This is a genomic window from Oscillibacter hominis (assembly GCF_014334055.1).
In the GTDB taxonomy this organism is placed as follows: Bacteria; Bacillota; Clostridia; order Oscillospirales; family Oscillospiraceae; genus Oscillibacter; species Oscillibacter hominis.
The window spans coordinates 301,749-325,192 of sequence record NZ_CP060490.1 but is presented as its reverse complement, the minus strand read 5'-3'; the positions used below and the strand labels follow the sequence as shown (position 1 = coordinate 325,192).

At 59.4% G+C, this 23,444-nt stretch carries 19 protein-coding genes; 3 read left to right on the top strand and 16 right to left on the bottom strand.

Annotated features, from left to right (window positions below):
* Nucleotides 1-60: 60 nt before the first annotated feature.
* The 5 genes from H8790_RS01660 to H8790_RS01640 form a co-directional block, all read right to left on the bottom strand.
* Nucleotides 61-1,257, bottom strand: a complete 1,197-nt coding sequence (locus tag H8790_RS01660) for a murein hydrolase activator EnvC family protein (RefSeq protein ID WP_187333371.1) — start codon at nt 1,255-1,257, stop codon at nt 61-63.
* A gap of 11 nt (nt 1,258-1,268) precedes the next feature.
* Nucleotides 1,269-2,156, bottom strand: a complete 888-nt coding sequence (ftsX, locus tag H8790_RS01655) for a permease-like cell division protein FtsX (protein WP_187333370.1) — start codon at nt 2,154-2,156, stop codon at nt 1,269-1,271.
* Nucleotides 2,153-2,839, bottom strand: a complete 687-nt coding sequence (gene ftsE, locus H8790_RS01650) for a cell division ATP-binding protein FtsE (RefSeq protein WP_187333369.1) — start codon at nt 2,837-2,839, stop codon at nt 2,153-2,155. The genes ftsX and ftsE overlap by 4 nt, the downstream gene beginning before the upstream one ends.
* Nucleotides 2,840-3,183: 344 nt before the next feature.
* Nucleotides 3,184-4,275 carry a PucR family transcriptional regulator gene (locus H8790_RS01645; RefSeq protein WP_187333368.1) on the bottom strand — a complete coding sequence of 364 codons (1,092 nt, stop codon included), beginning with the start codon at nt 4,273-4,275 and terminating at the stop codon, nt 3,184-3,186.
* 154 nt (nt 4,276-4,429) lie between these two features.
* Nucleotides 4,430-5,149, bottom strand: a complete 720-nt coding sequence (locus H8790_RS01640) for a pseudouridine synthase (protein ID WP_187333367.1) — start codon at nt 5,147-5,149, stop codon at nt 4,430-4,432.
* 83 nt (nt 5,150-5,232) lie between these two features.
* Between H8790_RS01640 and H8790_RS01635 the strand changes: the two genes are divergently transcribed.
* Nucleotides 5,233-5,718 (top strand): DUF4830 domain-containing protein, encoded by a 486-nt coding sequence (locus H8790_RS01635; RefSeq protein ID WP_187333366.1) that lies wholly within the window; start codon nt 5,233-5,235, stop codon nt 5,716-5,718.
* 78 nt (nt 5,719-5,796) lie between these two features.
* On the opposite strand, the gene tuf is transcribed toward H8790_RS01635, so the two are convergent.
* The 5 genes from tuf to H8790_RS01610 form a co-directional block, all read right to left on the bottom strand.
* On the bottom strand, nt 5,797-6,999 hold the full coding sequence (tuf, locus tag H8790_RS01630) for an elongation factor Tu (RefSeq protein WP_187333365.1): 1,203 nt from the start codon (nt 6,997-6,999) through the stop codon (nt 5,797-5,799).
* A gap of 103 nt (nt 7,000-7,102) precedes the next feature.
* On the bottom strand, nt 7,103-9,214 hold the full coding sequence (fusA, locus tag H8790_RS01625; protein ID WP_187333364.1) for an elongation factor G: 2,112 nt from the start codon (nt 9,212-9,214) through the stop codon (nt 7,103-7,105).
* A gap of 12 nt (nt 9,215-9,226) precedes the next feature.
* A complete protein-coding gene (gene rpsG / locus H8790_RS01620) occupies nt 9,227-9,697 on the bottom strand; it encodes a 30S ribosomal protein S7 (RefSeq protein ID WP_187333363.1) in 471 nt (156 codons plus the stop codon).
* A gap of 127 nt (nt 9,698-9,824) precedes the next feature.
* Nucleotides 9,825-10,241 carry a 30S ribosomal protein S12 gene (gene rpsL, locus H8790_RS01615; protein ID WP_187333362.1) on the bottom strand — a complete coding sequence of 139 codons (417 nt, stop codon included), beginning with the start codon at nt 10,239-10,241 and terminating at the stop codon, nt 9,825-9,827.
* An 88-nt stretch (nt 10,242-10,329) separates the two neighbouring features.
* Nucleotides 10,330-10,572 (bottom strand): ribosomal L7Ae/L30e/S12e/Gadd45 family protein, encoded by a 243-nt coding sequence (locus H8790_RS01610; RefSeq protein WP_187333361.1) that lies wholly within the window; start codon nt 10,570-10,572, stop codon nt 10,330-10,332.
* Between the two features lie 298 nt (nt 10,573-10,870).
* Between H8790_RS01610 and H8790_RS01605 the strand changes: the two genes are divergently transcribed.
* Nucleotides 10,871-11,275: a DUF3298 domain-containing protein gene (locus H8790_RS01605; protein WP_187333360.1), complete on the top strand. Its 405-nt coding sequence runs from the start codon at nt 10,871-10,873 to the stop codon at nt 11,273-11,275.
* A 108-nt stretch (nt 11,276-11,383) separates the two neighbouring features.
* On the opposite strand, the gene rpoC is transcribed toward H8790_RS01605, so the two are convergent.
* From rpoC to H8790_RS01575, 6 genes are all read right to left on the bottom strand, one after another.
* Nucleotides 11,384-15,109 (bottom strand): DNA-directed RNA polymerase subunit beta', encoded by a 3,726-nt coding sequence (rpoC, locus tag H8790_RS01600; RefSeq protein WP_187334203.1) that lies wholly within the window; start codon nt 15,107-15,109, stop codon nt 11,384-11,386.
* A gap of 54 nt (nt 15,110-15,163) precedes the next feature.
* Complete coding sequence (rpoB, locus tag H8790_RS01595; RefSeq protein ID WP_187333359.1) at nt 15,164-18,871, bottom strand: DNA-directed RNA polymerase subunit beta; 3,708 nt, start codon at nt 18,869-18,871, stop codon at nt 15,164-15,166.
* Between the two features lie 486 nt (nt 18,872-19,357).
* Nucleotides 19,358-19,537, bottom strand: coding sequence for a hypothetical protein (locus H8790_RS01590; protein ID WP_187333358.1), 180 nt, complete (start codon nt 19,535-19,537; stop codon nt 19,358-19,360).
* A gap of 114 nt (nt 19,538-19,651) precedes the next feature.
* A complete protein-coding gene (locus H8790_RS01585; protein ID WP_187333357.1) occupies nt 19,652-20,014 on the bottom strand; it encodes a VOC family protein in 363 nt (120 codons plus the stop codon).
* 14 nt (nt 20,015-20,028) lie between these two features.
* Complete coding sequence (locus H8790_RS01580; protein WP_187333356.1) at nt 20,029-21,147, bottom strand: MGDG synthase family glycosyltransferase; 1,119 nt, start codon at nt 21,145-21,147, stop codon at nt 20,029-20,031.
* Nucleotides 21,144-21,626 carry a glycosyl-4,4'-diaponeurosporenoate acyltransferase CrtO family protein gene (locus H8790_RS01575; protein ID WP_187333355.1) on the bottom strand — a complete coding sequence of 161 codons (483 nt, stop codon included), beginning with the start codon at nt 21,624-21,626 and terminating at the stop codon, nt 21,144-21,146. The genes H8790_RS01580 and H8790_RS01575 overlap by 4 nt, the downstream gene beginning before the upstream one ends.
* Nucleotides 21,627-21,881: 255 nt before the next feature.
* Here H8790_RS01575 and H8790_RS01570 point away from each other — a divergent pair, with 255 nt between their 5' ends.
* Nucleotides 21,882-23,315, top strand: coding sequence for an MATE family efflux transporter (locus tag H8790_RS01570; protein ID WP_187333354.1), 1,434 nt, complete (start codon nt 21,882-21,884; stop codon nt 23,313-23,315).
* Nucleotides 23,316-23,444: the final 129 nt, after the last annotated feature.

Sequence of the window (23,444 nt, the reverse complement as noted above, 5' to 3'; positions counted from 1 at the left end):
TTGTCAGAAAAAAGCTCCCGCTCCATGTTATGGAGCGGGAGCCGGGGGTATGTGTATTTCTTACCAGGCCTTGACATAATCGGTCAGATAGTTCAGAGGGTTGACCCGGCTTCCGTTCTCCGTAATCTCAAAGTGGAGGTGGGGTCCGCTGGAGATGCCGGTGGAGCCGGTGATGCCCAGCACGTCTCCCTGGGCCACGCTCTGGCCCACGCTGACCTTCAGGCTGCTCATATGGCCGTAGAGGGTGGTGTTGCCGCTGCCGTGGCTGACCACCACGTAATTGCCGTAGGAGCTGCTGTGCTGGGCCACAATGACCGTGCCGGCCTTGGCGGCGTGCACCTCGGTGGTGTAGCCCACGCCGCCGATGTCCACGCCCTTATGGTTGGTGGAGGCGCCGGGGATGCCGGTGTAGCGGCTGCCCATGGGAGAGGTGATCCGGTGGCTGGGCACCGGCCAGATGTAGCCGCCCAGCGCCGCTGTGGTGGTCTGGCCCGACGCGGCCTGCTGGGCTGCCAGTTCCTTGGACTTCCTCATGATCTCCGCCTGGATGGCCTCCTCCTCGGCGTCGATCGCGTCCAGCGTGTCCTGATACTCGCTCTCATTGGCCTGAATCTGCTTAACCAGGTCGTCGGCAGCCTTGCGCTGGGTATTCAGCTCCGACTTCTTGCTCTCCAGGTCCGCCTTGGCGCTCTCCGAATCGGCCTTCTGCTGTTCCAAGTCCGCCTTCTTGGCAGAGATTTCCTCCTGCAGCGCCTTCAGGTCGTCGATGACCCGCTGGTCCGAATCCATGATCTCATTGATAAAATCCAAACTGGAGAGCAGGTCCGTAAAACTGGTGGCATCGAACAGCACCGACCAGTAGCTGACGGTCCCCCGCTCCTCCATGGCCCGCACCCGCTTGCAAAAGAGCTCATACTGGGCCGCCTCCTTCTCCTGGGCGTCCTCCAGTTCCTTTTGGGTCTGGGAGATCAATGAGACGTACGTGGCAATCTGCTGCTCCACGTTTGATATTTCATCGCTGATCTTGCCGATCTGCTGGTCCAGCAGGTTCTTTTTCTCCAGCGCGTTCGCCTTGTCGTCCGCAAGGGCGTCCAGCTTCTGCTGGAGCGCCTTTTTCTGGGCGGAGAGGTCGCTGGCGTCGCTTTTCAGCGCGTCGATGTCCGCCTGGGTGACGGCCATCGCCGGGGCTGCGGCCGTGGTCACCATCAGCACCACACACACGATGGCAGTCAAAATACGCAGTGTCTGTTTTTTCATCCGCAGCCCTCCTATACCTGCAAAAAGCGGCGAATCGCAGTCAGGCTTCCGCCCACGCCCACCAGCAGCCCGGTGCCGGCGAAGACCGCGGCCACCGGCTTCCACATGGTGGAGAAATCCACCACCTTCAAAAGCTGCATGGTGTCGGACCCGGCCACGCCCTTGGCCACAGCCTCATAGAGAAGCCACTGGAGCAAAAAGGCGATGACCGCGCCCATAAACCCGATCATCAGGCCCTCATAGACAAAGGGCCAGCGGATAAAGCCGTTGGTGGCGCCCACCATCTTCATGATCGCGATTTCATCCCGCCGGTCGAAGGTGGTGAGCTTGATGGTGTTGGAGATGATGAAGACGGAGACCACAAACAAAATCACGATCAGCGCCGCGCACACCACGCTGGCAATGTTGCGGACGGTGATGAAGCCGTTGGAAATCTCCTCATAGACATTGATCTTGGCAATGCCGCTGACCTCTTTGATCCGCTCGCCCGTCTCGCCCTGGAGCTTCAGGTCCGCCACGTGGACGGCGTAGCGGTGGCGGAAAATCTCCGGGTCCAGATCCTGGAACAGCGCCTCCTCCGGGTGCTCCTCCGCAAAGGAGGCCAGGGCCTCCTCCCGGCTGACAAAGGTAGCGGAGGTGACGTTGGGAATTGCCGTGAGCTTCTGCTCCAGCGCCCTGGCCTCCTCCTCGGAAAGGCTTTCGTCCACAAAGGCCAGAATCTCGTTCTCATTTTCCAGGTCCTTCAGATTTGCGTCGGCATTGACCGCCACCAGGGTGAAGGTGCCCATAATCAAAAGGCAGGCCACGGTGATGCCAACGGCGGCGAAGGACATGAAGCCGTGGCTGAACATATTGGACAGGCCCTCGTGAAAGAAGTAGCCGAAATCGTGTTTTCTCATTGCTGGGGCCCTCCATAATAGGCGTGTCCGTCGTTGACGATCTTTCCCTGTTCCAGGGCGATCACCCGCTTGGAAAAGCGGTCCACCAAATCCTTTTCATGGGTCACCACCACCACAGTGGTACCCAGGGCGTTGATCCGTTCCAGCAGCATCATGATTTCCAATGACCGGGCGGGGTCCAGGTTGCCGGTGGGCTCGTCGGCGATGATGGTGGCGGGGTTGTTCACCAGTGCCCGGGCGATGGCCACGCGCTGCTGCTCACCGCCGGAGAGCTCCGAGGGCAGGCGGCGGCCCTTGTTGTCCAGGCCCACCAACTCCAGTACATAGGGGATGCGGTTTTTGATCTCCTTGGGAGAGGCCCCCACCGCCCGCATGGCAAAGGACAGATTGTCGTAGACCGATTTTTTCTCGATCAGCCGGAAGTCCTGAAAAATGACGCCGATGGTGCGCCGCATCAGGGGAATCTGGCGCTGGGAAATGTTGTTCATGCTGAACCCGTTGACCATGATCCGCCCCGCCGTGGGCTCGATCTCAGCTGTCAGCAGCTTGATGATGGTGGATTTTCCCGAGCCGGAGGGCCCCACCATAAAGACAAACTCTCCATCCTCAATGGTCATGGTAATACCGCGGATCGCCTGGGCACCGTTGGGATACTCCAGCTCCACATCCTTCAAACGTATCATGCTTCTCCCTCACAGTATGGCATTCATAATCAACCAGCTGAACCTGAATCCTTTTAAACTCCGTTGGCGTTGGCGCCGCAGGCGGCCGCTGGCCTTTTGTCCAGTCAAAGGAAGCGCGCGTCATAGGCCGTTTTAAACGCCAGTCCCGCTCCGCTTCCTTAACCATATCGTTTTGTTCGACCACAATCCCTTGTAGTCGACATAATTCCATATCGTTCTTATTATATCGAAGTCTTTTTCCTTTCGCAACAGGGAACGTAAAAAAATCGCAAAAAAGATTCCGGTTTGGACGGTCCGTGCATATAAAAAAATTCCGCACGGCTTTTGCCGCGCGGAATCCTTCCTCAGGCATCGATCCCCCGGGAGGTCAGGTATTTCTTGACCATCAGGGCCACCTTGAAGGTGATGGCGTCGTCGAACTCACGCAGGTCCAAGCCGGTGAGCTTTTTGATCTTCTCCAGCCGGTAGACCAGGGTGTTCCGGTGGACGAACAGCTTGCGCGCCGTCTCCGACACGTTCAGGTTGTTGTCAAAGAACTTGTGGATGGTAAAGAGCGTCTCATGGTCCAGGGCATCGATGGGGTTTTTCTTAAATACCTCCTGGAGGAACATCTCACAGAGTGTGGTGGGCAGCTGATAGATCAGCCGGCCGATCCCCAGGTTCTCATAATTGACGATGTACTTCTCCGTGTCGAAGACCTTGCCCACCTCGATGGCGATCTGGGCTTCCTTGTAGGATTTCGCCAGCTCGCGCAGATGGTTCGCCACGGTGCCGATGCCCACGACCACCGTGCTCTCCGCCCCGCTGCGCAGCGATTCCTCCAGCGTGGAGGCCACTTTGTTCAGCTCCTTGATGCCGGCGCTCTCACCCACCTGGTGGATCAGCACCACGTCGCCCTCGCCCACACTGAGCACAAAATCGTTCTGGCGGTCCGGGAACTGGGCCTGCAGCACATCGATGGGCACGGACTCGCCCTTTTTCAAAGAGCGCACCACAAATACGCCCCGGGGCACGTCGGTGGCCACCCGCAGTTCCTTGGCCCGCATGTAGATATCCCCCAACATGATGTTGTCGGAGATGATGTCCTTGACAAAGGAGCCTCTGTCATGCTTTTCCTCATAATAGGCCTTGGCCGAATTGAGGGACACGGTGGACATGGCGCAGACCGTCCTGCTGATCTCATTGTCCCCGGAGACAAAAGCCGCATAGTCAAACTGTGCGCCCCAGCCCGCCAGGGCCTTGAAGGTCTTTCCGTCGGAGGTGATGATGGCGCCGTCGGCATTGTTGATGGCACTTACATAGTCGGGCCACCGCTGGCCGATCATGGAGAGTTCACTGCAGGCAATGACAATACCCTCGCCGTCGATCACACCTATGGTGCGATCCGTGTTTTCCTTCAGCTGCAGGACAACATTTTGAAAAATTCTTCCTGACATCTGTTCTCCTCCTCTTAAAAGGGCTCACAGTCCTTATTTGTGCAATCTGTCAACACAGATATTATAACGGGAAACTTGTCACAATGCAAGAAGTTTTTTCTTTTTTCAACAAAAAAACTTGGGGTTTTTTGTTGAACATTGGAAAAAATCCAACTCACCTTCCAAAATTTTTTAAGTTTTTTAATTCGTCCGATGACAAAAAACGAAAGGCTCCCGGGGAAAGTTTCGAATCTAACGTCAAATTGCCCATTCGCAGTCGTTTCAGGTATTTCACCGGTTTTCCCCTGTCGGCCAGCATCCGCTTGACCTGATGGAATTTCCCCTCCTGTAGCGTCACATAGCAGGTGTCCGGCGCGTCGCCGATGCGAAGCTGCGCCGGCATGCACCGGAGCCCGTCTCCCAGCGTCATACCCTCTGCAAAGGCCCTGCAGTCCGATGCGTCCACTTCCCCTTCCACCCGGGCATAGTAGACTTTATCCACATGGTGCCTGGGCGAGAGCAGCTCATGGGCCAGGGGGCCGTCGTTGGTCAGCAGCAAAAGCCCCTCCGTATCCTTATCCAGCCGCCCCACCGGGAAGAGGTTTCTCTTTTGCAGCTCCGGCGGCAAAAGAGAGAGCACCGTCCGCCCTTTGGCGTCCTCCGTGGCGGAGAGGACTCCCGCAGGCTTATTCATCATAAGATAGGTGTATTCCTGATAGTCGATCCGTTCCCCATCCAGAAGGAGTTCCGTTTCCTCCGGGTCAAACTTCTCATCCGCCGAACGCACCGGCCTTCCATCCGCCAGGATCCTGCCCTGGCGCACCAGCGCCTTGACCTCCCGGCGGGAATAAAGCCCGGTGGCGGATACAATTTTATCCAGCCGCAGTTTCTCCATCCGCTCGCCTCTTTCCATCCTTTTGGATATCATAGCATAAATTCAGGGGAAAAGTAATAAGGAATCTGTAGGAGGGAAGTTTTATGTGGATTGTTACGATGACCAAGCGAAAGGCCGTGATTTGGGTATTGTTGGGCGCTCTTGCTGCAATCGGCCTGATTTTGCTGAGCGGTGCGCTGCACCGTGAGGAGGGGCTGCCCATCCCTCAGCAGATTGAGACAAACGAACAGCGGGTGGCCTATCTGGAGTCCCTGGGCTGGGAGGTGGCTCCGGACCCGGTGGAAACCCTGGAGCTTTTGCTGCCCGAGGATGGGGCGGACACCTACGCCTCTTATAACGACCTCCAGAAACAGCAGGGGTTTGACCTGACCGACTACCTGGGCCGCCGGGTGGAGCGCTTTACCTATCGGATCACCAACTATCCCGGCGCTGCCTCCGATGTGCAGGCCAACCTCTATCTGTGCGCCGGGAATGTCATCGCTGGCGACCTCTTTATGGCCGGCGAGGATGGGTTCCAGTCTACCCTGCGTTTTCCGGACCAAGAGGGCGAGGGCTCCAGTTCCCGGTAGCATCTGTGACGAGCTCGGCGGTGGGTTACATGAAAAAAAGAGGAGCCAAAAGGCTCCTCTTTTTCAGGCAGACTAAAATTATTCGTTGATCTCGATGACAACGCCGGAGCCGACGGTACGGCCACCCTCACGGATAGCGAAACGCAGGCCCTTCTCAATGGCGATGGGGGTAATCAGCTCAACGTTCATATCCACGTTGTCGCCGGGCATGCACATCTCAACGCCCTCGGGCAGGGAGATGACGCCGGTGACGTCGGTGGTACGGAAGTAGAACTGAGGACGATAGTTGTTGAAGAAGGGGGTGTGACGGCCGCCTTCATCCTTGGACAGGACGTAAACCTGGCCCTTGAACTTGGTGTGGGGGTGAATGGAGCCGGGCTTGGACAGAACCTGACCGCGCTCGATGTCGGTCTTGGCAACGCCGCGCAGCAGAGCGCCGATGTTGTCGCCGGCCTCAGCGTAATCCAGCAGCTTGTGGAACATCTCAATGCCGGTGACGACGGTCTTCTTCTTCTCATCAGACAGGCCGACAATCTCGACTTCCTCACTCAGCTTCAGGACGCCGCGCTCCACACGGCCGGTTGCCACGGTGCCGCGGCCGGAGATGGTGAACACGTCCTCAACAGGCATCAGGAAGGGCAGGTCGTCGTTACGGGCGGGAGTGGGGATATAGTCGTCAACAGCGTCCATCAGCTCCTTGATGCAGGCATACTCGGGAGCAGCGGGATCGTTGGACTCGCAGACCAGGGCGTTCAGAGCACTGCCGCGGATGATGGGAATATCATCGCCGGGGAACTCGTACTTGCTCAGCAGCTCGCGGACTTCCATCTCCACCAGCTCGATCAGCTCCTCGTCGTCCACCTGATCGCACTTGTTCAGGAACACAACGATGGCGGGCACGCCCACCTGACGGGCCAGCAGGATGTGCTCACGGGTCTGAGCCATGGGGCCGTCGGAGGCGGCGATGACCAGGATGGCGCCGTCCATCTGAGCGGCACCGGTGATCATGTTCTTGATATAGTCGGCATGGCCCGGGCAGTCAACGTGAGCATAGTGACGCTTAGCAGTCTCATACTCCACGTGAGAGGTGTTGATGGTGATGCCGCGCTCCTTCTCTTCAGGAGCCTTATCAATGCTGGCGTAGTCGGTGAAGGAAGCGCCGCCCTGCAGGGACAGCCACTTGGTGATGGCAGCGGTCAGAGTGGTCTTGCCATGGTCAACGTGACCAATGGTGCCAATGTTGATATGGGGCTTAGTTCTTTCAAATTTCTGCTTAGCCATTTGAAAAATCCTCCTAACAAATTACGATTTCAAACATTCAGCAAGATAAAATACGTTATCGTTGCCATTTTACAGTAAATCGCGGGGAAAAGCAACAGTTATTTTACTGTTCGTTCTTCCCGGCGGAGCGGGTCTCCACAATCTTGTCCCGGATGCTCTTGGGGATTTCGATATAGTGGGAGGGCTCCATGGTGTACTGACCGCGGCCCTGCGTGCGGGACCGGAGATCCGTGGCATAGCCAAACATCTCGGCCAGAGGCACAAAGGCGTCGATCTGCTGTGCGCCGGGACGGGCTTCAAAGCCCTGGATCTGGCCGCGGCGGCTGTTCAGGTCGCCGATGACGTCGCCCATATACTCGTCGGGGACGATGACACAGACCTTCATGATGGGCTCTAACAGCGTGGGATCGGCTTTGCGCATAGCCTCCTTGAAGGCCATGGAGCCTGCGATCTTAAACGCCATTTCGGAGGAGTCGACTTCGTGGTAGGAACCATCGAACAGCGTGACCTTGACGTCCACAACAGGATATCCGGCCAGCACACCGCCCAGCATGGCGCCCTGGATACCGGCGTCCACGGCGGGGATATACTCCTTGGGCACGGCACCGCCCACCACGGCATTGACGAACTCATAGCCCTTGCCGGACTCGTTGGGTTCCACGTGGATCTTGACGTGGCCGTACTGGCCCTTACCGCCGGACTGGCGGGCATATTTGGTATCCTGATCCACAGCCTTCTTGATGGTCTCCTTGTAGGCGACCTGGGGAGCGCCCACATTGGCCTCCACCTTGAACTCGCGGAGCAGGCGGTCGACGATGATCTCCAGATGGAGCTCGCCCATGCCGGCGATGATGGTCTGGCCGGTCTCTTCATCGGTCCAGGTCTTGAAGGTGGGATCCTCTTCAGCCAGCTTCATCAGCGCAACGCCCATCTTCTCCTGACCAGCCTTGGTCTTGGGCTCGATGGCGACGCGGATGACCGGGTCGGGGAATTCCATGGACTCCAGAATGATGGGATGCTTTTCATCGCAAAGGGTGTCGCCGGTGGTGGTGTTCTTCAGGCCCACGGCGGCTTCAATGTCACCGGAGAACACCTCGTCGATGTCCTCTCTGTGGTTGGCGTGCATCTGCAGAATCCGGCCGATGCGCTCCTTCTGCCCCTTGGTGCTGTTGAGCACGGAAGAGCCGGTGGTCAAATGGCCGGAATACACACGGAAAAAGCTCAGGCGGCCAACGAAGGGGTCGGTCATGATCTTAAAGGCCAGGGCGGAGAAGGGCGCGTTGTCGTCGGAGGGACGCTCGTCCTCCTCGCCGCTGTCGGGGTTCACACCCTTGATGGCGGGAATATCCGTGGGGGAGGGCATGAAATCCACAATGGCATCCAGCAGCTTCTGCACGCCCTTGTTCTTGTAGGAGGTGCCGCAGGTGACGGGTACCATCTCATTGGCGATGGTGGCCTCACGGATGGCCTTGCGGATCCGGTCGGTGGGGATCTCCTCGCCGCCCAGATACAGCTCCATCAACTCCTCGTCCACCATGGCCACGGCGTCCATCAGCTTTTCGCGGTACTCGTTGGCCAGGTCCACCATGTCCTCAGGGATGGACTCCACACGCATGTCCTTGCCCAGGTCGTCGTAATAGACATCCGCGTTCATCTCGATCAGGTCCACAATGCCCTTGAAGGTGTCCTCCTTGCCGATGGGCAGCTGGATGGGCACCGCATTGCACTTGAGCCGGTCGTGGACCATACGCAGGACGTTGTAAAAATCAGCGCCCATGATGTCCATCTTGTTGACATAGATCATGCGGGGGACTTTGTAGTTGTCGGCCTGGCGCCACACGGTCTCAGACTGGGGCTCCACGCCGCCCTTGGCGCACAGCACAGTCACGGAGCCGTCCAGCACACGCAGCGAGCGCTCCACTTCCACGGTGAAGTCCACGTGGCCCGGGGTGTCGATGATGTTGATCCGGGTCTGGGGGAACTGGTTCTTGGAGCCAGTCCAGAAGCAGGTGGTGGCAGCGGAAGTGATGGTGATGCCGCGCTCTTGCTCCTGGGCCATCCAGTCCATGGTAGCAGTACCATCGTGGGTTTCACCGATCTTATAGTTCACACCGGTGTAGTACAGGATACGCTCCGTCGTGGTGGTCTTTCCTGCATCGATGTGGGCCATAATTCCGATATTTCTTGTATTTTGGAGAGGTGTTTTTCTTGGCATACTGTTCTCCTCTTACCAGCGGAAGTGTGCGAACGCCTTGTTGGACTCGGCCATCTTGTGCGTATCCTCACGCTTTTTCACTGCGCTGCCGGTGTTATTGGCAGCATCCATAATCTCGCCGGCCAGACGCTCCGCCATGGTCTTCTCACTGCGGGCGCGGGCATAGGCGGTCAGCCAGCGCAGACCCAGGGTCTGACGCCGTGCGGGGCGGACTTCCATAGGAACCTGATAGGTGGCGCCGCCCACACGGCGGGCCTTGACCTCCAGGCTGGGCATGATATTTTCCATTGCCTGAGTGAATACCTCAAGGGGATCCTTCTCAGTCTTTTCTTTCACTGTGTCGAAAGCACCGTAGACAACCTTCTGAGCAACGCCTTTTTTGCCGTCCAGCATGATGCTGTTGACCAGCTTGGTCACCAGTACGGAGCCGTAGATGGGATCGGGCAAGATTTCTCTTTTGGGAACATTTCCTCTTCTGGGCACTATGCTTCCCTCCTTCATAATAATCTATGATTTCATAGGTACTCGAAAGGCACCCGCCTTCCGTGAGCTGCCAAAGAGGACTGCTACTTTTATATCAGCCTATTCGGAACAGCTTTCAATTTTGTCCTTACTTGGACTTGGGTCTCTTGGCGCCGTACTTGGAACGAGCCTGCATACGGCCGGAGACGCCCTGGGTGTCCAGCGTGCCGCGGATGATGTGGTAACGGACACCAGGCAGATCCTTGACACGACCGCCGCGGATCATCACGACGGAGTGCTCCTGCAGGGAGTGACCCACGCCGGGGATATAGGCGGTGACTTCGTAACCGTTGGTAAGACGCACACGGGCGATCTTACGCAGTGCAGAGTTCGGCTTCTTGGGGGTCGCAGTTCTCACGGCGGTGCACACGCCTCTCTTCTGGGGAGAGGGCAGATCTGTGTTCTTGTTCTTCAAGGTGTTCAGACCATACTGCATGGCGGGAGAATTGGACTTGTAGGTAGCCTGTTCTCTTCCCTTTCTGACCAACTGATTAAAAGTAGGCATACTGTTCTCCTTTCTTTGATATTCTTGCCGGTGCAAAACGCATCAGGCTATATTTTTTGCGGAATACGGTAAAATATTCCGAAAAAAACTACTTCAGCAGGACCGCCACGGCAGCCCCCACTGAAATGCGGCAGGCGCGTCCCAGCTCGGACATGCTGTGGTCCTCCTCTGTGGGGACTCCCTGTTCGGCACAGCCGAGCCGCAGGCCCTCCAGCACGGCGGGATCGGCGTCACAGGCAAAAAACGCCTTGGCAGCCTTCCCTTCGGCGATGGCCCTGCGGGACTGTTTCACGCCAATGACCTTGTCCCGGGAGGCCAGTTCCTCCAACATGGAGCATTCCTCCTGATTCGCATGGCGAAATTCGCGGACAACATTCCGCGCGGATTAGAATTATATCATGCCTGGATGGGATCGTCAATAGAAATCCCGAAAAATTGTCCGGTTTGTCCGGGATTCGTCCGTATTTCCCCTTCCTCCCATTTTATCGGGAATTTACCATCCATATTTCTCCGGCGCCCCGGAGCGGCCGGATCGGTTCGAGGCGGGCCCGGGGTTCAAACTTTTTTTCGCCTTCCGCCGTCTATCCGGTACAGTCAACAATGTTTACAAGACGAAGGAGGAATCCGACATGAAACGAATCCCAGCCCTTTTTCCCCTTGCCCTGGCGCTGCTGCTTTTGGCAGCCTGCGGGCCCGCCCCTTCCGGGAGCGCATCGCAAAACGCAGCTTCCCTGGCCTCCTCGCAGGGGGATGGCAGTTCAGAGCCCGCCACCCTGGCCGAGCTGTACGGCGAGGACTATGCCGAGTTTATCGGAGATACCATTGAAATGCAGATGGGCAACCGCATGGAGAAGAATCCGGACATCAAGTATTTCCCCATCACGGAGGAAAAGCCCCTCACCGAATACGTCTCCATCGACGACTCAACGGAATTCCACCTCAGCGATGACGGCAACCCCGTCGTTGTCCTGCCCGCCGGCAGCGTCACCAGCGAGACCTTCGGCGCCCAGGAATTCATCCTGCCCAAGCCCTGATCCGTTTTGAACAACGCCCCGCAGCCTAAAAGGCCGCGGGGCGTTGTTGCATTTTGACAGCTTTTAGGAAGAGCAGCCGATGCGCTCCATCCTGCGGCCGCGGGGAACTCAGTCCACGTAGGCCTCTGCCAGCGCATCGGCCTGCCGGGGCTCCTCGCCGGGCACCAGTTCCTCCGCAAAGTTGCGGTAGGCGTCCAGGCCGGTTCCGGCAGGGATCAGCTTGCCGATGATGACGTTCTCCTTCAGGCCCACCAGGTGGTCCACCTTGCCCTTGATGGCGGCCTCGGTCAAGACCTTGGTGGTCTCCTGGAAGGACGCGGCGGAGAGGAAGGAGTCCGTGGCCAAAGAAGCCTTGGTGATACCCATCAGCAGCTGGGTGGCCTGGGCCTCCCGCAGGGGCTCACCCTGGTCGTTGGTCTCGCCGGCGGCGTTGCGGCGGCGGATCTCCTCGTTGGCGTCGGACAGCTCCAGCACATCCACCATGGAGCCGGAGAGCAGCCTGGTGTCGCCGGAATCCTCCACCCGGGCCTTGCGCATCATCTGGCGGACAATGACCTCGATGTGCTTATCGTTGATGTCAACGCCCTGCTGGCGGTACACGCGCAGGACTTCCTGGATCAGGTAGTTGTACACGGCGCCCTCTCCCCGCAGGCGGAGCACTTCGTGGGGGTTCAGCGCGCCGTACATCAGCGCGGTGCCCTTCTCGATCACGTCTCCATCCTTGACCAGCAGACCCGTGTGGGGCACAGAGTAGGTGCGGGTGTCGCCGTCGTCGGCGGTGATGGTGATATCCAGCAGGCTGCCCTTGGTGGCCTCTTCGAATTTGACCTTGCCGCCGATCTCCGCCAGCTGGGCCATCTTCTTGGGCTTGCGGGCCTCGAACAGCTCCTCAACACGGGGAAGACCCTGGGTGATGTCGCCGCCGGCCACGCCGCCGGTGTGGAACGTACGCATGGTCAGCTGGGTGCCGGGCTCGCCGATGGACTGGGCGGCGATGATGCCTACGGCCTCGCCGGGGCCCACGGGCTTGGAGGTAGCCAGGTTCATACCGTAGCACTTGGCGCACACGCCGCTGTGGGCGCGGCAGGTCAGCACCGTGCGGATCTCCACGGAGGTGATGCCATGGGCCTCCAGCAGCTTGGCGTCGGACTCATCCATCATCTTCTCATGGGAGATCAGCACCTCGCCGGTCTGGGGATCCAGGATGTCGTGGACCGGATAGCGGCCCCGGATGCGGTCGGAGAATTTCTCGATCACCTGGCCGTTTTCGCTGATCTCGCTGACCACGATGCCGTGGTCCACGCCGCAGTCCTCTTCCCGGATGATGACGTCCTGGGAGACATCCACCATGCGGCGGGTCAGGTAACCGGAGTCTGCGGTACGCAGGGCGGTATCGGCCAGGCCCTTACGGGCGCCTCGGGAGGAGATAAAGTACTCCAGCACGCTCAGGCCCTCACGGAAGTTTGCCTTGATGGGGATTTCGATGGTCTTGCCGGCGGTGTTGGCCATCAGTCCGCGCATGCCGGCCAGCTGGCGGATCTGCTTCATGGATCCGCGGGCGCCGGAGTCGGCCATCATATAGATGGGGTTGTAGCGGTCCAGGCTGGCCTGCAGGGCGTCGGTGACGTCGTTGGTGGTCTTCTCCCACTCCTTCACCACCTGGCGGTAGCGCTCGTCGTCGGTCATGAAGCCCATCTTATACTGGTTTTCAATGTCAAGGACGCGGTCCTCGGTCTCGTTGATGAGCTCGTACTTCTTGGCGGGCACGGCCATGTCCGCGATGGAGATGGTGATGGCTGCGCGGGTGGAGTACTTGTAGCCCGTGGCCTTGATGGCGTCCAGCACCTCGGCGGCCATGGTGAAGCCGTGCTTCTGAATGGTCCGGTCCACGATCTGGCCCAGCTGCTTCTTGCCGCACTGGAAGGTGATCTCATAGTCGCACACGTGCTCGGGATCGGTGCGGTCCACAAAGCCCAGGTCCTGGGGCAGGTTGCGGTTGAAGATGATCCGGCCGATGGTGGTGCCCACCACCCGGGTGTAGGTGGCTCCGTCCACCGTGCAGGTACGGCGCACCCGGATGGGCGCATGGATGCCCACCGCGTGCTCGTTGTAGGCCATCATGGCCTCGTCCTCGTCCCGGTAGACCGGGGGATGATATTCCTCCGGCTCCTCACCGGCGGGATACATCTGGGACATGGCGTCCTCCACACGCTCCATGGTCAGGTAGTAGGAGCCCAGCACCATATCCTGAGTAGGCACGGTGACAGGCCCGCCGTCCTGGGGGCGGAGCAGGTTGTTGGCGGAGAGCATGAGGATACGGGCCTCGGCCTGGGCCTCGGCGCTGAGGGGGACGTGAATGGCCATCTGGTCGCCGTCGAAGTCGGCGTTGAAGGCGGTGCAGTTCAGGGGATGCAGCTTCAGCGCGCGGCCCTCCACCAGCACCGGCTCAAAGGCCTGGATGCCCAGACGGTGCAGGGTCGGGGCGCGGTTGAGCATGACGGGGTGGTCCTTGATGATCTCATCCAGGGCGTCCCACACCTCGGTCCGGCCCTTATCCACCATCTTTTTGGCGGACTTGATGTTGTTGGCGCTGCCGTCCTCCACCAGCTTCTTCATGATGAAGGGCCGGAACAGCTCCACGGCCATTTCCTTGGGCACGCCGCACTGGTAGATCTTCAACTCGGGGCCGACCACGATGACGGAGCGGCCGGAATAGTCCACGCGCTTGCCCAGCAGGTTCTGGCGGAAGCGGCCCTGCTTGCCCTTGAGGAGGTCGCTCAGGGATTTTAAGGCCCGGTTGTTGGCGCCGGTGACCGCCCGGCCGCGGCGGCCGTTGTCGATCAGGGCGTCCACGGCCTCCTGAAGCATCCGCTTTTCGTTGCGGACGATGATGTCCGGCGCGTTGAGCTGGATCAGGCGCTTTAAGCGGTTGTTGCGGTTGATGACCCGGCGGTAGAGGTCGTTCAGGTCGGAGGTGGCGAACCGGCCGCCGTCCAGCTGGACCATGGGCCGCAGCTCCGGAGGGATCACCGGAAGCACGTCAATGATCATCCACTCGGGCTTGTTGCCGGAGAGACGGAAGGCATCCACCACCTCCAGGCGCTTGACCACCCGGGCCTTCTTCTGTCCGGAGGCGTCCTTCAGCTCCGCATGGAGCTCCTCGGAGAGCTTCACCAGGCCGTTGAGGGACTCCAGTTCCGCCTCTTCCTCCTCGGTGCGGTCCTTCTTATCCAGCAGCTCCAGCTTGCGGCGGCTCTGCTCAACATCCAGGCCAACGGTGCAAAGCAGCTTTTTCACCGCCTCGGCGCCCATGCCGGCGTCAAAGTCGTCCTCGTACTTTTCCCGGAAGTCCCTGTACTCCTTTTCCGAGAGGATCTGGTTTTTCACCAGGGGCGTGTCGCCGGCGTCGGTGACAATATAGGCGGCAAAGTAAAGCACCTTCTCCAGAATGCGGGGAGAGATGTCCAGCAGCAGCCCCATGCGGGAGGGAATGCCCTTGAAATACCAGATGTGGGAGACCGGGGTGGCCAGCTCGATGTGGCCCATGCGCTCACGGCGGACCTTGGCCCGGGTGACCTCCACGCCGCAGCGGTCGCAGATCTTGCCCTTGTAGCGGATTTTCTTATACTTTCCGCAGTGGCACTCCCAGTCCTTGGTGGGCCCGAAAATCCGCTCGCAGAACAGCCCGTCCCGCTCCGGCTTCAGGGTGCGGTAGTTGATGGTCTCCGGCTTTTTCACCTCGCCGAAGGACCACTCATGAATCATTTCAGGGGAGGCAACCCCGATTTTTATCGCGTCAAAAGCAACCTCGCCGGCGGCGCCGACATTGCTCATATCGCTCATATGCAAATCCTCCTTATTCTCATTCAGAAACGGACGATTTCTAAATTATTCTTCGTCCAGGCCGTCTTCCAGGGGTTCGTCGTCCCCCTCTTCCACATCTTCGATGTCAAAGCCGGATTCCTGGAACTCGCTGTCGTCGGCGAAGCTGCGGTTGCGTTCATCCTCGGCGTCCATCCGGGCCAGATTGAAGGTGTCCATGGCGTCCTCATCCTCTTTGAGGTCGATGAGGTTGCCGTTGCGGTCCAGCACCTGGATGTCCAGGCACAGGGACTGCAGCTCCTTGACCAGCACCTTGAAGGATTCAGGCACGCCGGGAGTGGGCACGTTGTGGCCCTTGACAATGGCCTCATAGGTGCGGACACGGCCGGTGACGTCGTCGGACTTCACCGTCAGGATCTCCTGGAGGGTGTAGGCCGCGCCATAGGCCTCCAGGGCCCACACTTCCATCTCACCGAACCGCTGGCCGCCGAACTGGGCCTTGCCGCCCAGAGGCTGCTGCGTCACAAGGGAGTAGGGGCCGGTGGAGCGGGCGTGGATCTTGTCGTCCACCAGATGGTGCAGCTTGAGGAAGTAGACATAGCCCACGGTGACCTTGTTGTCAAAGCGCTCGCCGGTTCGGCCGTCGAAGAGCCAGCTCTTGCCCTCGGGGTCCAGGCCGGCCTCCGCCAGCGCGGCGGAGATGTCCTCCTCCATGCTGGCGCCGTCGAAGATGGGGGTGGCCACCTTCCAGCCCAGCTTGTGGGCCGCGTAGCCCAGATGGACCTCCAGCACCTGGCCGATGTTCATACGGGAGGGCACGCCCAGGGGGTTCAGCACGATGTCCAGCGGCGTGCCGTCGGGCAGGAAGGGCATATCCTCCTGGGGCAGCACACGGGAGACGACGCCCTTGTTGCCGTGGCGGCCGGCCATCTTGTCACCCACCTGGATTTTTCTGCGCTGTGCGATATAGACACGGACCACCTGGTTGACGCCGGGGCCCAACTCGTCGCCCTTTTCACGGGTGAAGACCCGGGCATCCACGATGATGCCGGACTCGCCGTGAGGCACTTTCAGGGAGGTGTCGCGGACCTCCCGGGCCTTTTCGCCGAAGATGGCCCGCAGGAGCCGTTCCTCGGCGGTGAGGTCGGTCTCGCCCTTGGGGGTGACCTTGCCCACTAAGATGTCGCCGGAGTGGACCTCGGCGCCGATGCGGATGATGCCGTTCTCGTCCAGGTCCTTCAGGGCGTCCTCGCCCACGTTGGGAATATCCCGGGTGATCTCCTCGGGCCCCAACTTGGTGTCGCGGGAGTCAATCTCATACTCCTCGATGTGGATGGAGGTATACACATCCTCCCGGACCAGCCGCTCGTTGAGCAGTACGGCGTCCTCGTAGTTGTAGCCCTCCCAGGTCATGAAGCCCACCAGGATGTTGTGGCCCAGGGCGATTTCGCCCTGATCGGTGGCAGGCCCGTCAGCCAGGACGGTGGGGTCCTCCATCTGGCCGTTTTCACCCATCCGGGCACCGTGGACCCGCTCGCCCACATCCACGATGGGACGCTGGTTGATGCAGGTGCCGTGGTTGGACCGGAGGAACTTGGTCAGCTTATACTCCTTGGTCTCGCCGCTGTCGTACTTGACGGTGACGTGGCGCGCGTCCACGGATGCGACCTCGCCGTCGCCCTCGGCCAGCACCGCCACCTCGGAGTCGATGCAGATCTTGTGCTCCATGCCGGTGCCCACGATGGGGGCCTCCGGGCGGAGCAGAGGCACTGCCTGGCGCTGCATGTTCGCGCCCATCAGGGCACGGTTTGCGTCGTCGTTGGGCAGGAAGGGGATCATGGCCGTGGCAATGGAGACCATCATCCGGGGAGAGACGTCGATATAGTCCACCAGCTCACGGTCCACCTCGATGATTTCATCCCGGTGGCGGCAGGTGATACGGGGGTTGATCAGGCAGCCGTTTTCGTCCGTGGGCTCTGTGGCCTGGCCGACAATATACTGATCCTCCACATCGGCGGTCATGTAGGTCACCTCGTCGGAGACCTTGCCCGTCTCGTGATCCACAGCCCGGTAGGGCGCCTCGATAAAGCCGTACTCGTTGATCCGGGCGTAAGTCGCAAGATAGGAGATCAGGCCGATGTTGGGTCCTTCAGGGGTCTCAATGGGGCACATGCGGCCGTAGTGGCTGTAGTGGACGTCGCGGACCTCCATGTTGGCCCGCTCCCGGGAAAGGCCGCCGGGGCCCAGGGCACTGAGGCGGCGCTTGTGGGTCAGTTCGGCCAGGGGGTTGGTCTGGTCCATGAACTGGCTCAGGGGGCTGGAGCCAAAGAACTCCTTGATGGCCGCGGTGACCGGGCGGATGTTGATGAGGCTCTGGGGCGTGACGATATCCAGGTCCTGGATGGTCATGCGCTCACGGATGACCCGCTCCATCCGGGAAAAGCCGATGCGGAACTGGTTTTGCAGCAGTTCGCCCACGCAGCGCAGGCGGCGGTTGCCCAGATGGTCGATGTCGTCCTTGGTGGAAAGGCCCGCCGCCAGGCCGTTCATGTAGTTGACGGAGGCCAGGATGTCGTCCACGATGATGTGCTTGGGCACCAGCTCGTCGACCCGGCTGCGCAGGGCGTCCTTCAGCTCCTCGCCGGCAGCGCCGCTGTCCAGAATCTCACGCAGCACGTCATAGCGCACCCGCTCCTTGATCCCGCACTCAGCCAGGGGATCGAAGTCCACGTAGCGCCCCAAGTCGCACATGTGGTTGGAGAAGACCTTCATGGGCTTCCCGTCCACCTCCACCGTCACCTCATAGACGCCGATGTCGTCCAACTCCCGGGCCTCGGCGGTGGTCAGCACATGGCCGTCCTCAAAGAGGAGTTCACCGGTGGCCGGATCGGCCACGGGATAGAGCAGCTTCTGGCCCGCCACCCGGTGCCACAGGGAGAGCTTTTTATTGAATTTATACCGGCCCACGATGGACAGGTCGTAGCGCCGGGGATCGAAGAACAGGTTGTGGATCAGGGTCTCGCTGGCCTCCACCGTGGGGGGCTCGCCGGGGCGGAGCTTGCGGTAAATCTCCAGCATGGCGTCCTCATAGGTGGTGCAGGGGTCCTTCTCCAGCGTGGCGGCCACACGGGGATCATCGCCGAAACGCTCCAGAATCTCCTCGTTGGTCTTCAGCCCCAGCGCCCGCAGCAGGCAGGTGATGGGCAGCTTGCGGTTTTTATCGATGCGGACCCAGAACACCTCGGAGGCGTCGGTCTCATACTCCAGCCAGGCGCCACGGTAGGGGATCACCGTGGAGGTCAGCAGCGGCAGATCGGTCTTCAGGTCGATCTCCTTGCCATAGTAGACGCCGGGGCTGCGGACGATCTGGGAGACCACCACGCGCTCGGCGCCGTTGATGACAAAGGTGCCCGACTGGGTCATCAGCGGGAAATCACCCATGAAGATCTCCTGCTCCTTGATCTCCTCGGTCTCCTTATTGCGCAGGCGCACTTTCACCTTCAAAGGCGCAGCATAGGTGGCGTCCCGGGCCTTGCACTCCTCCACATCGTACTTGGGCGCCTCGTTCATCGTGTAGTCGATGAACGTCAGCTCCAGATTGCCGGCGAAATCGGTGATTGCCGCCACATCGGCAAACACCTCCCGCAGCCCGGTGTCCAAAAACCACTGGTAGGACTTCTTCTGAATTTCCAGAAGATTCGGCATGGGCATGACTTCCTCGTACCGGGCAAAGTTCTTGCGCAGAGTCTTCCCGTAATACTTGTCTTTGGCCATCTTGTTCTTCACCTTTCTTCATAGACTTCAGCGGCGCAGCGCCGCCTTGCCTGTATCTGCACGCATGTCCGCCAGCCAAGCCCGTACATTTTTGATACGCGCGGGCTTGTTGTTACATTTCGAACAACTTCCTCTTGCTTTTTCCCACACCCTGTGGTATCTTTGACATGTAACGTGGCAGGAGATACATTTCTGCTCTGAAACATAAGCGCTTTATGATACCATGTAATTTTTGGTTTGTCAAGAGATTTCAGTGTAAGGTCCGGATTTTTTCCGGATTTTTTTCTTTTTCGGCAAGAAAAGGCGTAGTGAAAAGCAAAACCGGCTGCGGGAACCAGCTGACTATGGAGGCGCCCCGATCCGCTTCGGACGGCAATCTGCCTTGCTTTCGATACAGTGCAAAAAGCTCCGGAAACGACAATTGTCGTTTCCGGAGCTTTTTGCCTTATAGACGCCCATGAGAAATCCGGGCGCTTTTGCTGTTTCTCAGTCGTACAGCTTTTCGTCCTCGTAGTCGTCGTACTCCGACTTACGGCTCAGCCGGCACTTTGCGTTTTTGCAGCCCTCGCCGATGTCGCTCCAGCTGCCCACGATCAGGCAGACGATCGCCGCAAGACCCAGGCTGGCCGCAATGATCTTCAATACGAAACGGGCCGTCTTGTTCATAGCCACTCCTCCTGTTGTCCACTGCTTCTTTTTTCAGCATTTTGTTTGATGATTCAGTATACACGATTCCGCCGAAAAATACAATGGTTTTTTCGCCGCCGCGCTTTCTCCCGGTTATCGTGCGGGGACGATCTCCAGCCAGTATCCGTCGGGGTCGGAGATGAAGTAAATCCCCATGTCCGGATTTTCAAAGCACACGCAGCCCATCTGGCGGTGCTTTTCCAGCGCGGCCTCAAACTCGTCGGTGCAAAAGGCCAGATGGAACTCGTTCTCCCCCAGGTCATAGGGCTGGGGATGACCCTTCAGTTCCGTCAGCTCCAGCTGGTGGCTGCTCTCGGGGTTGCTGAGGTAGACGATGGTGAACCCTTCCCCCTCGATCCGGCGCACCTCCTCCAGCCCCAGGGCCTCCTTGTAAAAGGGCAGGCTTTTGGCCAGGCAGGCCACATTCAGGTTGTTGTGTACCATTTGAAAACGCATTGCATAGTCCTCCTTTAGTAAAATAGGGGCCGATGGCGGCGCGCCACATGGTCCACGATCTCCCCGGCCGCCTGCTTGTTGATCTCCCGCCTCTGGCAGGCCTTCATGGCCTCCCTGGCGTCCTGGTCGTCCAGCAGCAGCTTTGCCTGCCGGGCGATGTTCTCCGGGTCCGTGGCAAACCGGGCCAGGCCGTGTCTTGTGAAAAAGTCCACATTCTCCTCCTCCCAGCCCGGGATCGGGGTGGTGAGCACCGTGGGGATTTCACACACGGCAGACTCCGTGGTGGAAAGCCCGCCGGGCTTGGTGATGAGCACGTCGGAGGCGTCCATATAGAGCGGCACCTCACGGGTGTAGTCCAGCACGGTGACGGCATCGGCATACTCCGAGCGCAGCGTCTCCTTCAATTTTTCGTTGTTGCCGCCCATCACGTAGATCCGGGCCTTTTCGCTCAGCAGCCGGTAGAGCGCCAGCACCTGGCCCTCCGCGTCCCCAAACCCCATGGAGCCGGTCATCACCAGCACGATCTTCCCCTCCTCCGGCAACTCCAGGATGCGCCTGGCCTCCGCCTGGGAGCGGCGGGTGACGAACCGCTCCACCACCGGGATGCCAGAGGGCACAATACGGGAAAAGGGCACGCCAGCCTCCAGGAACTTCCCCCGCAGCGCCACATGGGGGATGAAATACCCGTCCATCTCCGTCTCGTGGACATAAGGGGCGCAGCTATAGTCCGTAGCCACGAAATAGGCCGGCACATCAGAGCGGATATGCCTTTTGATGTGGGTCATGGTCAGAGCCGGGAACACATGGGTGGCGATGACCGCGTCGTAATGGCGCCCGCTCAGGTACATCCACAGCTTGTCCGCATACCGGGCATTGGCCCGGTAGCAGCCGGAGGGCTTTTTCCGCCAGGCGTCCTTCTCCGCCAGGTAGTTCCCCACCTCAAAGAGGTAGGGCGCGTGGAGGGCGCCCTGGATGTGGATTTCGGAGATGGCCCGGGACTTCCAGGGCGCGTCGATGGAGAGGGCGTCCACCATGTCTCCCTCCATCCCCCGCCTGTGGGCCGCCTCCAATATGGCGCGGCCAGCGGAGTTATGCCCCGCGCCGTTGTTGCTGGATAAAACCAAAAGCTTCATGGAGCTCCTCCCTCCCGTTTCCGGGCGGTTTGATAAAGCCGTGCCAGGCGCGGCCGGTTATAGCGCTGAATCATGATGAAGGGCAGGTTGGAAAGGCCGTACAGGGCCGCCGCCCAGACGTTCAGGGGCGGCTCCATAGTCACAAGCATCACGGGGCTCACCGCAAGGAGCAGCCAGTGGATCAGCTCAGCCACGCAGGTCTCCTGGACCAGCCGCAGAAGATGGGCTGCGGAGCGGTCCCCGCCCAGTTTTTTCCGCACGGTGGATTTGACAAACCTGCTCTTGTCGGGCAGGCGGTCCTTCCATTTTTCAATCTTCAGCCTGGAATAGAATTCCCCATTTTTCTCCCACCTATAACTGCGATAGGGGAACCGGTCATAGTGAAACCGGTCCCGGGGCAGCGACTCGCCAAAAACATGCATAAAAATGCCTACGGCGGCCACGGTCAGCACAAAGTGCCCGATCTGTCGTTTCAGCAAGCTTCTCATCCCTTCTCACATCAGGCCCGCTTGCCGGCATCTGGAAGCAAGCCATAGCCGGACGGCCCGTATAAAAAATAGCGTAAAACGTTATTTTTTATCATATCAAATCAGGCGGCCCTTTTCAATCCAAATCACGCCGCCCCCCTTCAGGGCCTTCCAGCGCCCTTCCGCAGGCTATTTTTTCTTTCGGAGAGAATTGCATCATTTGTAAAAGGGTGGTAAACTGGAAAAAAACATTAAAAGGATAAGAAGATGGAAAAGGAAGAGAAGGTAAAAACTTACGAAATGGATATGTGCACCGGCGTTGTCTGGAAAAAGATGCTGGTGTTCGCATTTCCGCTGGTGTGCTCCAACGTACTGCAGCTGCTGTTCAACGCGGCGGACATTGTGGTGGTGGGCCGGTTCGCCGGCGACAACTCTCTGGCGGCGGTGGGCTCCAACTCCTCTTTGATTCACCTGCTCACCAACCTCTTTGTGGGCCTGTCCGTCGGCGCCAATGTGCTGGCGGCCCGGTCCTTCGGCTCCCACGACGACAAAACCCTCAGTGAGATCGTCCACACAGCCATGCTCATGAGCATTGTCAGCGGCCTCTTTCTGGCGCTGGCAGGCTCCCTTGGCGCACGGCAGGTGCTGATGTGGATGAAGACGCCGGATGAGGTGCTGGGTCTTGCTGCCCTCTACCTCCGGATTTACTTTTTGGGCATGCCCGCCACCATGATCTACAACTTCGGCAGCGCCCTGCTCCGGGCGGTGGGCGACACCAAGAGGCCGCTGAACTATCTGACGGTGGCCGGCGTGGTCAACGTGGTGCTGAACCTGTTCTTTGTCATTGTGATGCACCTGGATGTGGCGGGTGTGGCCATCGCCACCGTGGTCTCCCAATGCATCTCCGCCTTTTTGGTGATGCGCTGCCTGATGCGGGAGAGCGGCGGCATCCGCCTGGACCTCAAGCTGCTGCACATCTATAAAAACAGCTTCCTCCAAATCATCAAAATCGGGCTGCCCGCCGGGTTCCAGGGGATATTGTTCTCCATTTCCAACGTGGTCATCCAATCCTCCGTGAACACTTTCGGCGAGGTGGTGATGGCCGGAAACTCCGCCGCCAACAACATCGAGAATTTTGTCTACTTTGCCATGAACGCCTTTTACCAGGCCTCCATTTCCTTCACGGGCCAGAATTACGGCGCCGGACAGTACAAACGGATCTACCGGATCCTGCTGGCCTCCCAGGCCTTTGTGGTGATTCTTGGCGTGGTGTTCGGAAACCTGGTGTACCTCTGCGGCACGCCGCTGCTGCAGATTTACAGCAAGAGCCCCGCCGTCATCGCCGCAGGACTCGACCGCATGAAGATCATCGCCAGGACCTATGCCCTGGGCGGTATGATGGACGTGATGGTGGGCTGCCTGCGGGGCATCGGCTACTCCATCATGCCCATGATCGTCTCCCTTGTGGGCTCGTGCCTGCTGCGTTTGGTTTGGATCTCCACAGTCTTCCAGATTCCCCAGTACCACACCATCGAAACCGTATATATCTCCTACCCCATCACCTGGATCATCACACTCACCGCCCACATCCTCTGCTTCCTCTGGGCCATGCACCGCCTGGAGCGCCGTGCTGCCCAGCCGGATGAACCGGACGATCCGGAACCGCCGGAAGGGCCGGAGGTCCCGGCAATAGACTCCTGATCAAAAGGCCGCCCCAAGGGGCGGCCTTCTCTTGTCCTGCGTTTTTGATTCACCGATGAGGGGCAAAGGCCGTCACAGGCCGAGTGGAAGCGGCGTGGGCATCAGATGAAAAACACCGCGGCAGGCTGA

What these genes read in the sequence shown, in the direction of transcription:
- H8790_RS01660 (WP_187333371.1), bottom strand. Translation starts at nt 1,257, where the DNA reads ATGAAAAAACAGACACTGCGTATTTTGACTGCCATCGTGTGTGTGGTG.
- ftsX (WP_187333370.1), bottom strand. Translation starts at nt 2,156, where the DNA reads ATGAGAAAACACGATTTCGGCTACTTCTTTCACGAGGGCCTGTCCAAT.
- ftsE (WP_187333369.1), bottom strand. Translation starts at nt 2,839, where the DNA reads ATGATACGTTTGAAGGATGTGGAGCTGGAGTATCCCAACGGTGCCCAG.
- H8790_RS01645 (WP_187333368.1), bottom strand. Translation starts at nt 4,275, where the DNA reads ATGTCAGGAAGAATTTTTCAAAATGTTGTCCTGCAGCTGAAGGAAAAC.
- H8790_RS01640 (WP_187333367.1), bottom strand. Translation starts at nt 5,149, where the DNA reads ATGGAGAAACTGCGGCTGGATAAAATTGTATCCGCCACCGGGCTTTAT.
- H8790_RS01635 (WP_187333366.1), top strand. Translation starts at nt 5,233, where the DNA reads ATGTGGATTGTTACGATGACCAAGCGAAAGGCCGTGATTTGGGTATTG.
- tuf (WP_187333365.1), bottom strand. Translation starts at nt 6,999, where the DNA reads ATGGCTAAGCAGAAATTTGAAAGAACTAAGCCCCATATCAACATTGGC.
- fusA (WP_187333364.1), bottom strand. Translation starts at nt 9,214, where the DNA reads ATGCCAAGAAAAACACCTCTCCAAAATACAAGAAATATCGGAATTATG.
- rpsL (WP_187333362.1), bottom strand. Translation starts at nt 10,241, where the DNA reads ATGCCTACTTTTAATCAGTTGGTCAGAAAGGGAAGAGAACAGGCTACC.
- H8790_RS01610 (WP_187333361.1), bottom strand. Translation starts at nt 10,572, where the DNA reads ATGTTGGAGGAACTGGCCTCCCGGGACAAGGTCATTGGCGTGAAACAG.
- H8790_RS01605 (WP_187333360.1), top strand. Translation starts at nt 10,871, where the DNA reads ATGAAACGAATCCCAGCCCTTTTTCCCCTTGCCCTGGCGCTGCTGCTT.
- rpoC (WP_187334203.1), bottom strand. Translation starts at nt 15,109, where the DNA reads ATGAGCAATGTCGGCGCCGCCGGCGAGGTTGCTTTTGACGCGATAAAA.
- rpoB (WP_187333359.1), bottom strand. Translation starts at nt 18,871, where the DNA reads ATGGCCAAAGACAAGTATTACGGGAAGACTCTGCGCAAGAACTTTGCC.
- H8790_RS01590 (WP_187333358.1), bottom strand. Translation starts at nt 19,537, where the DNA reads ATGAACAAGACGGCCCGTTTCGTATTGAAGATCATTGCGGCCAGCCTG.
- H8790_RS01585 (WP_187333357.1), bottom strand. Translation starts at nt 20,014, where the DNA reads ATGCGTTTTCAAATGGTACACAACAACCTGAATGTGGCCTGCCTGGCC.
- H8790_RS01580 (WP_187333356.1), bottom strand. Translation starts at nt 21,147, where the DNA reads ATGAAGCTTTTGGTTTTATCCAGCAACAACGGCGCGGGGCATAACTCC.
- H8790_RS01570 (WP_187333354.1), top strand. Translation starts at nt 21,882, where the DNA reads ATGGAAAAGGAAGAGAAGGTAAAAACTTACGAAATGGATATGTGCACC.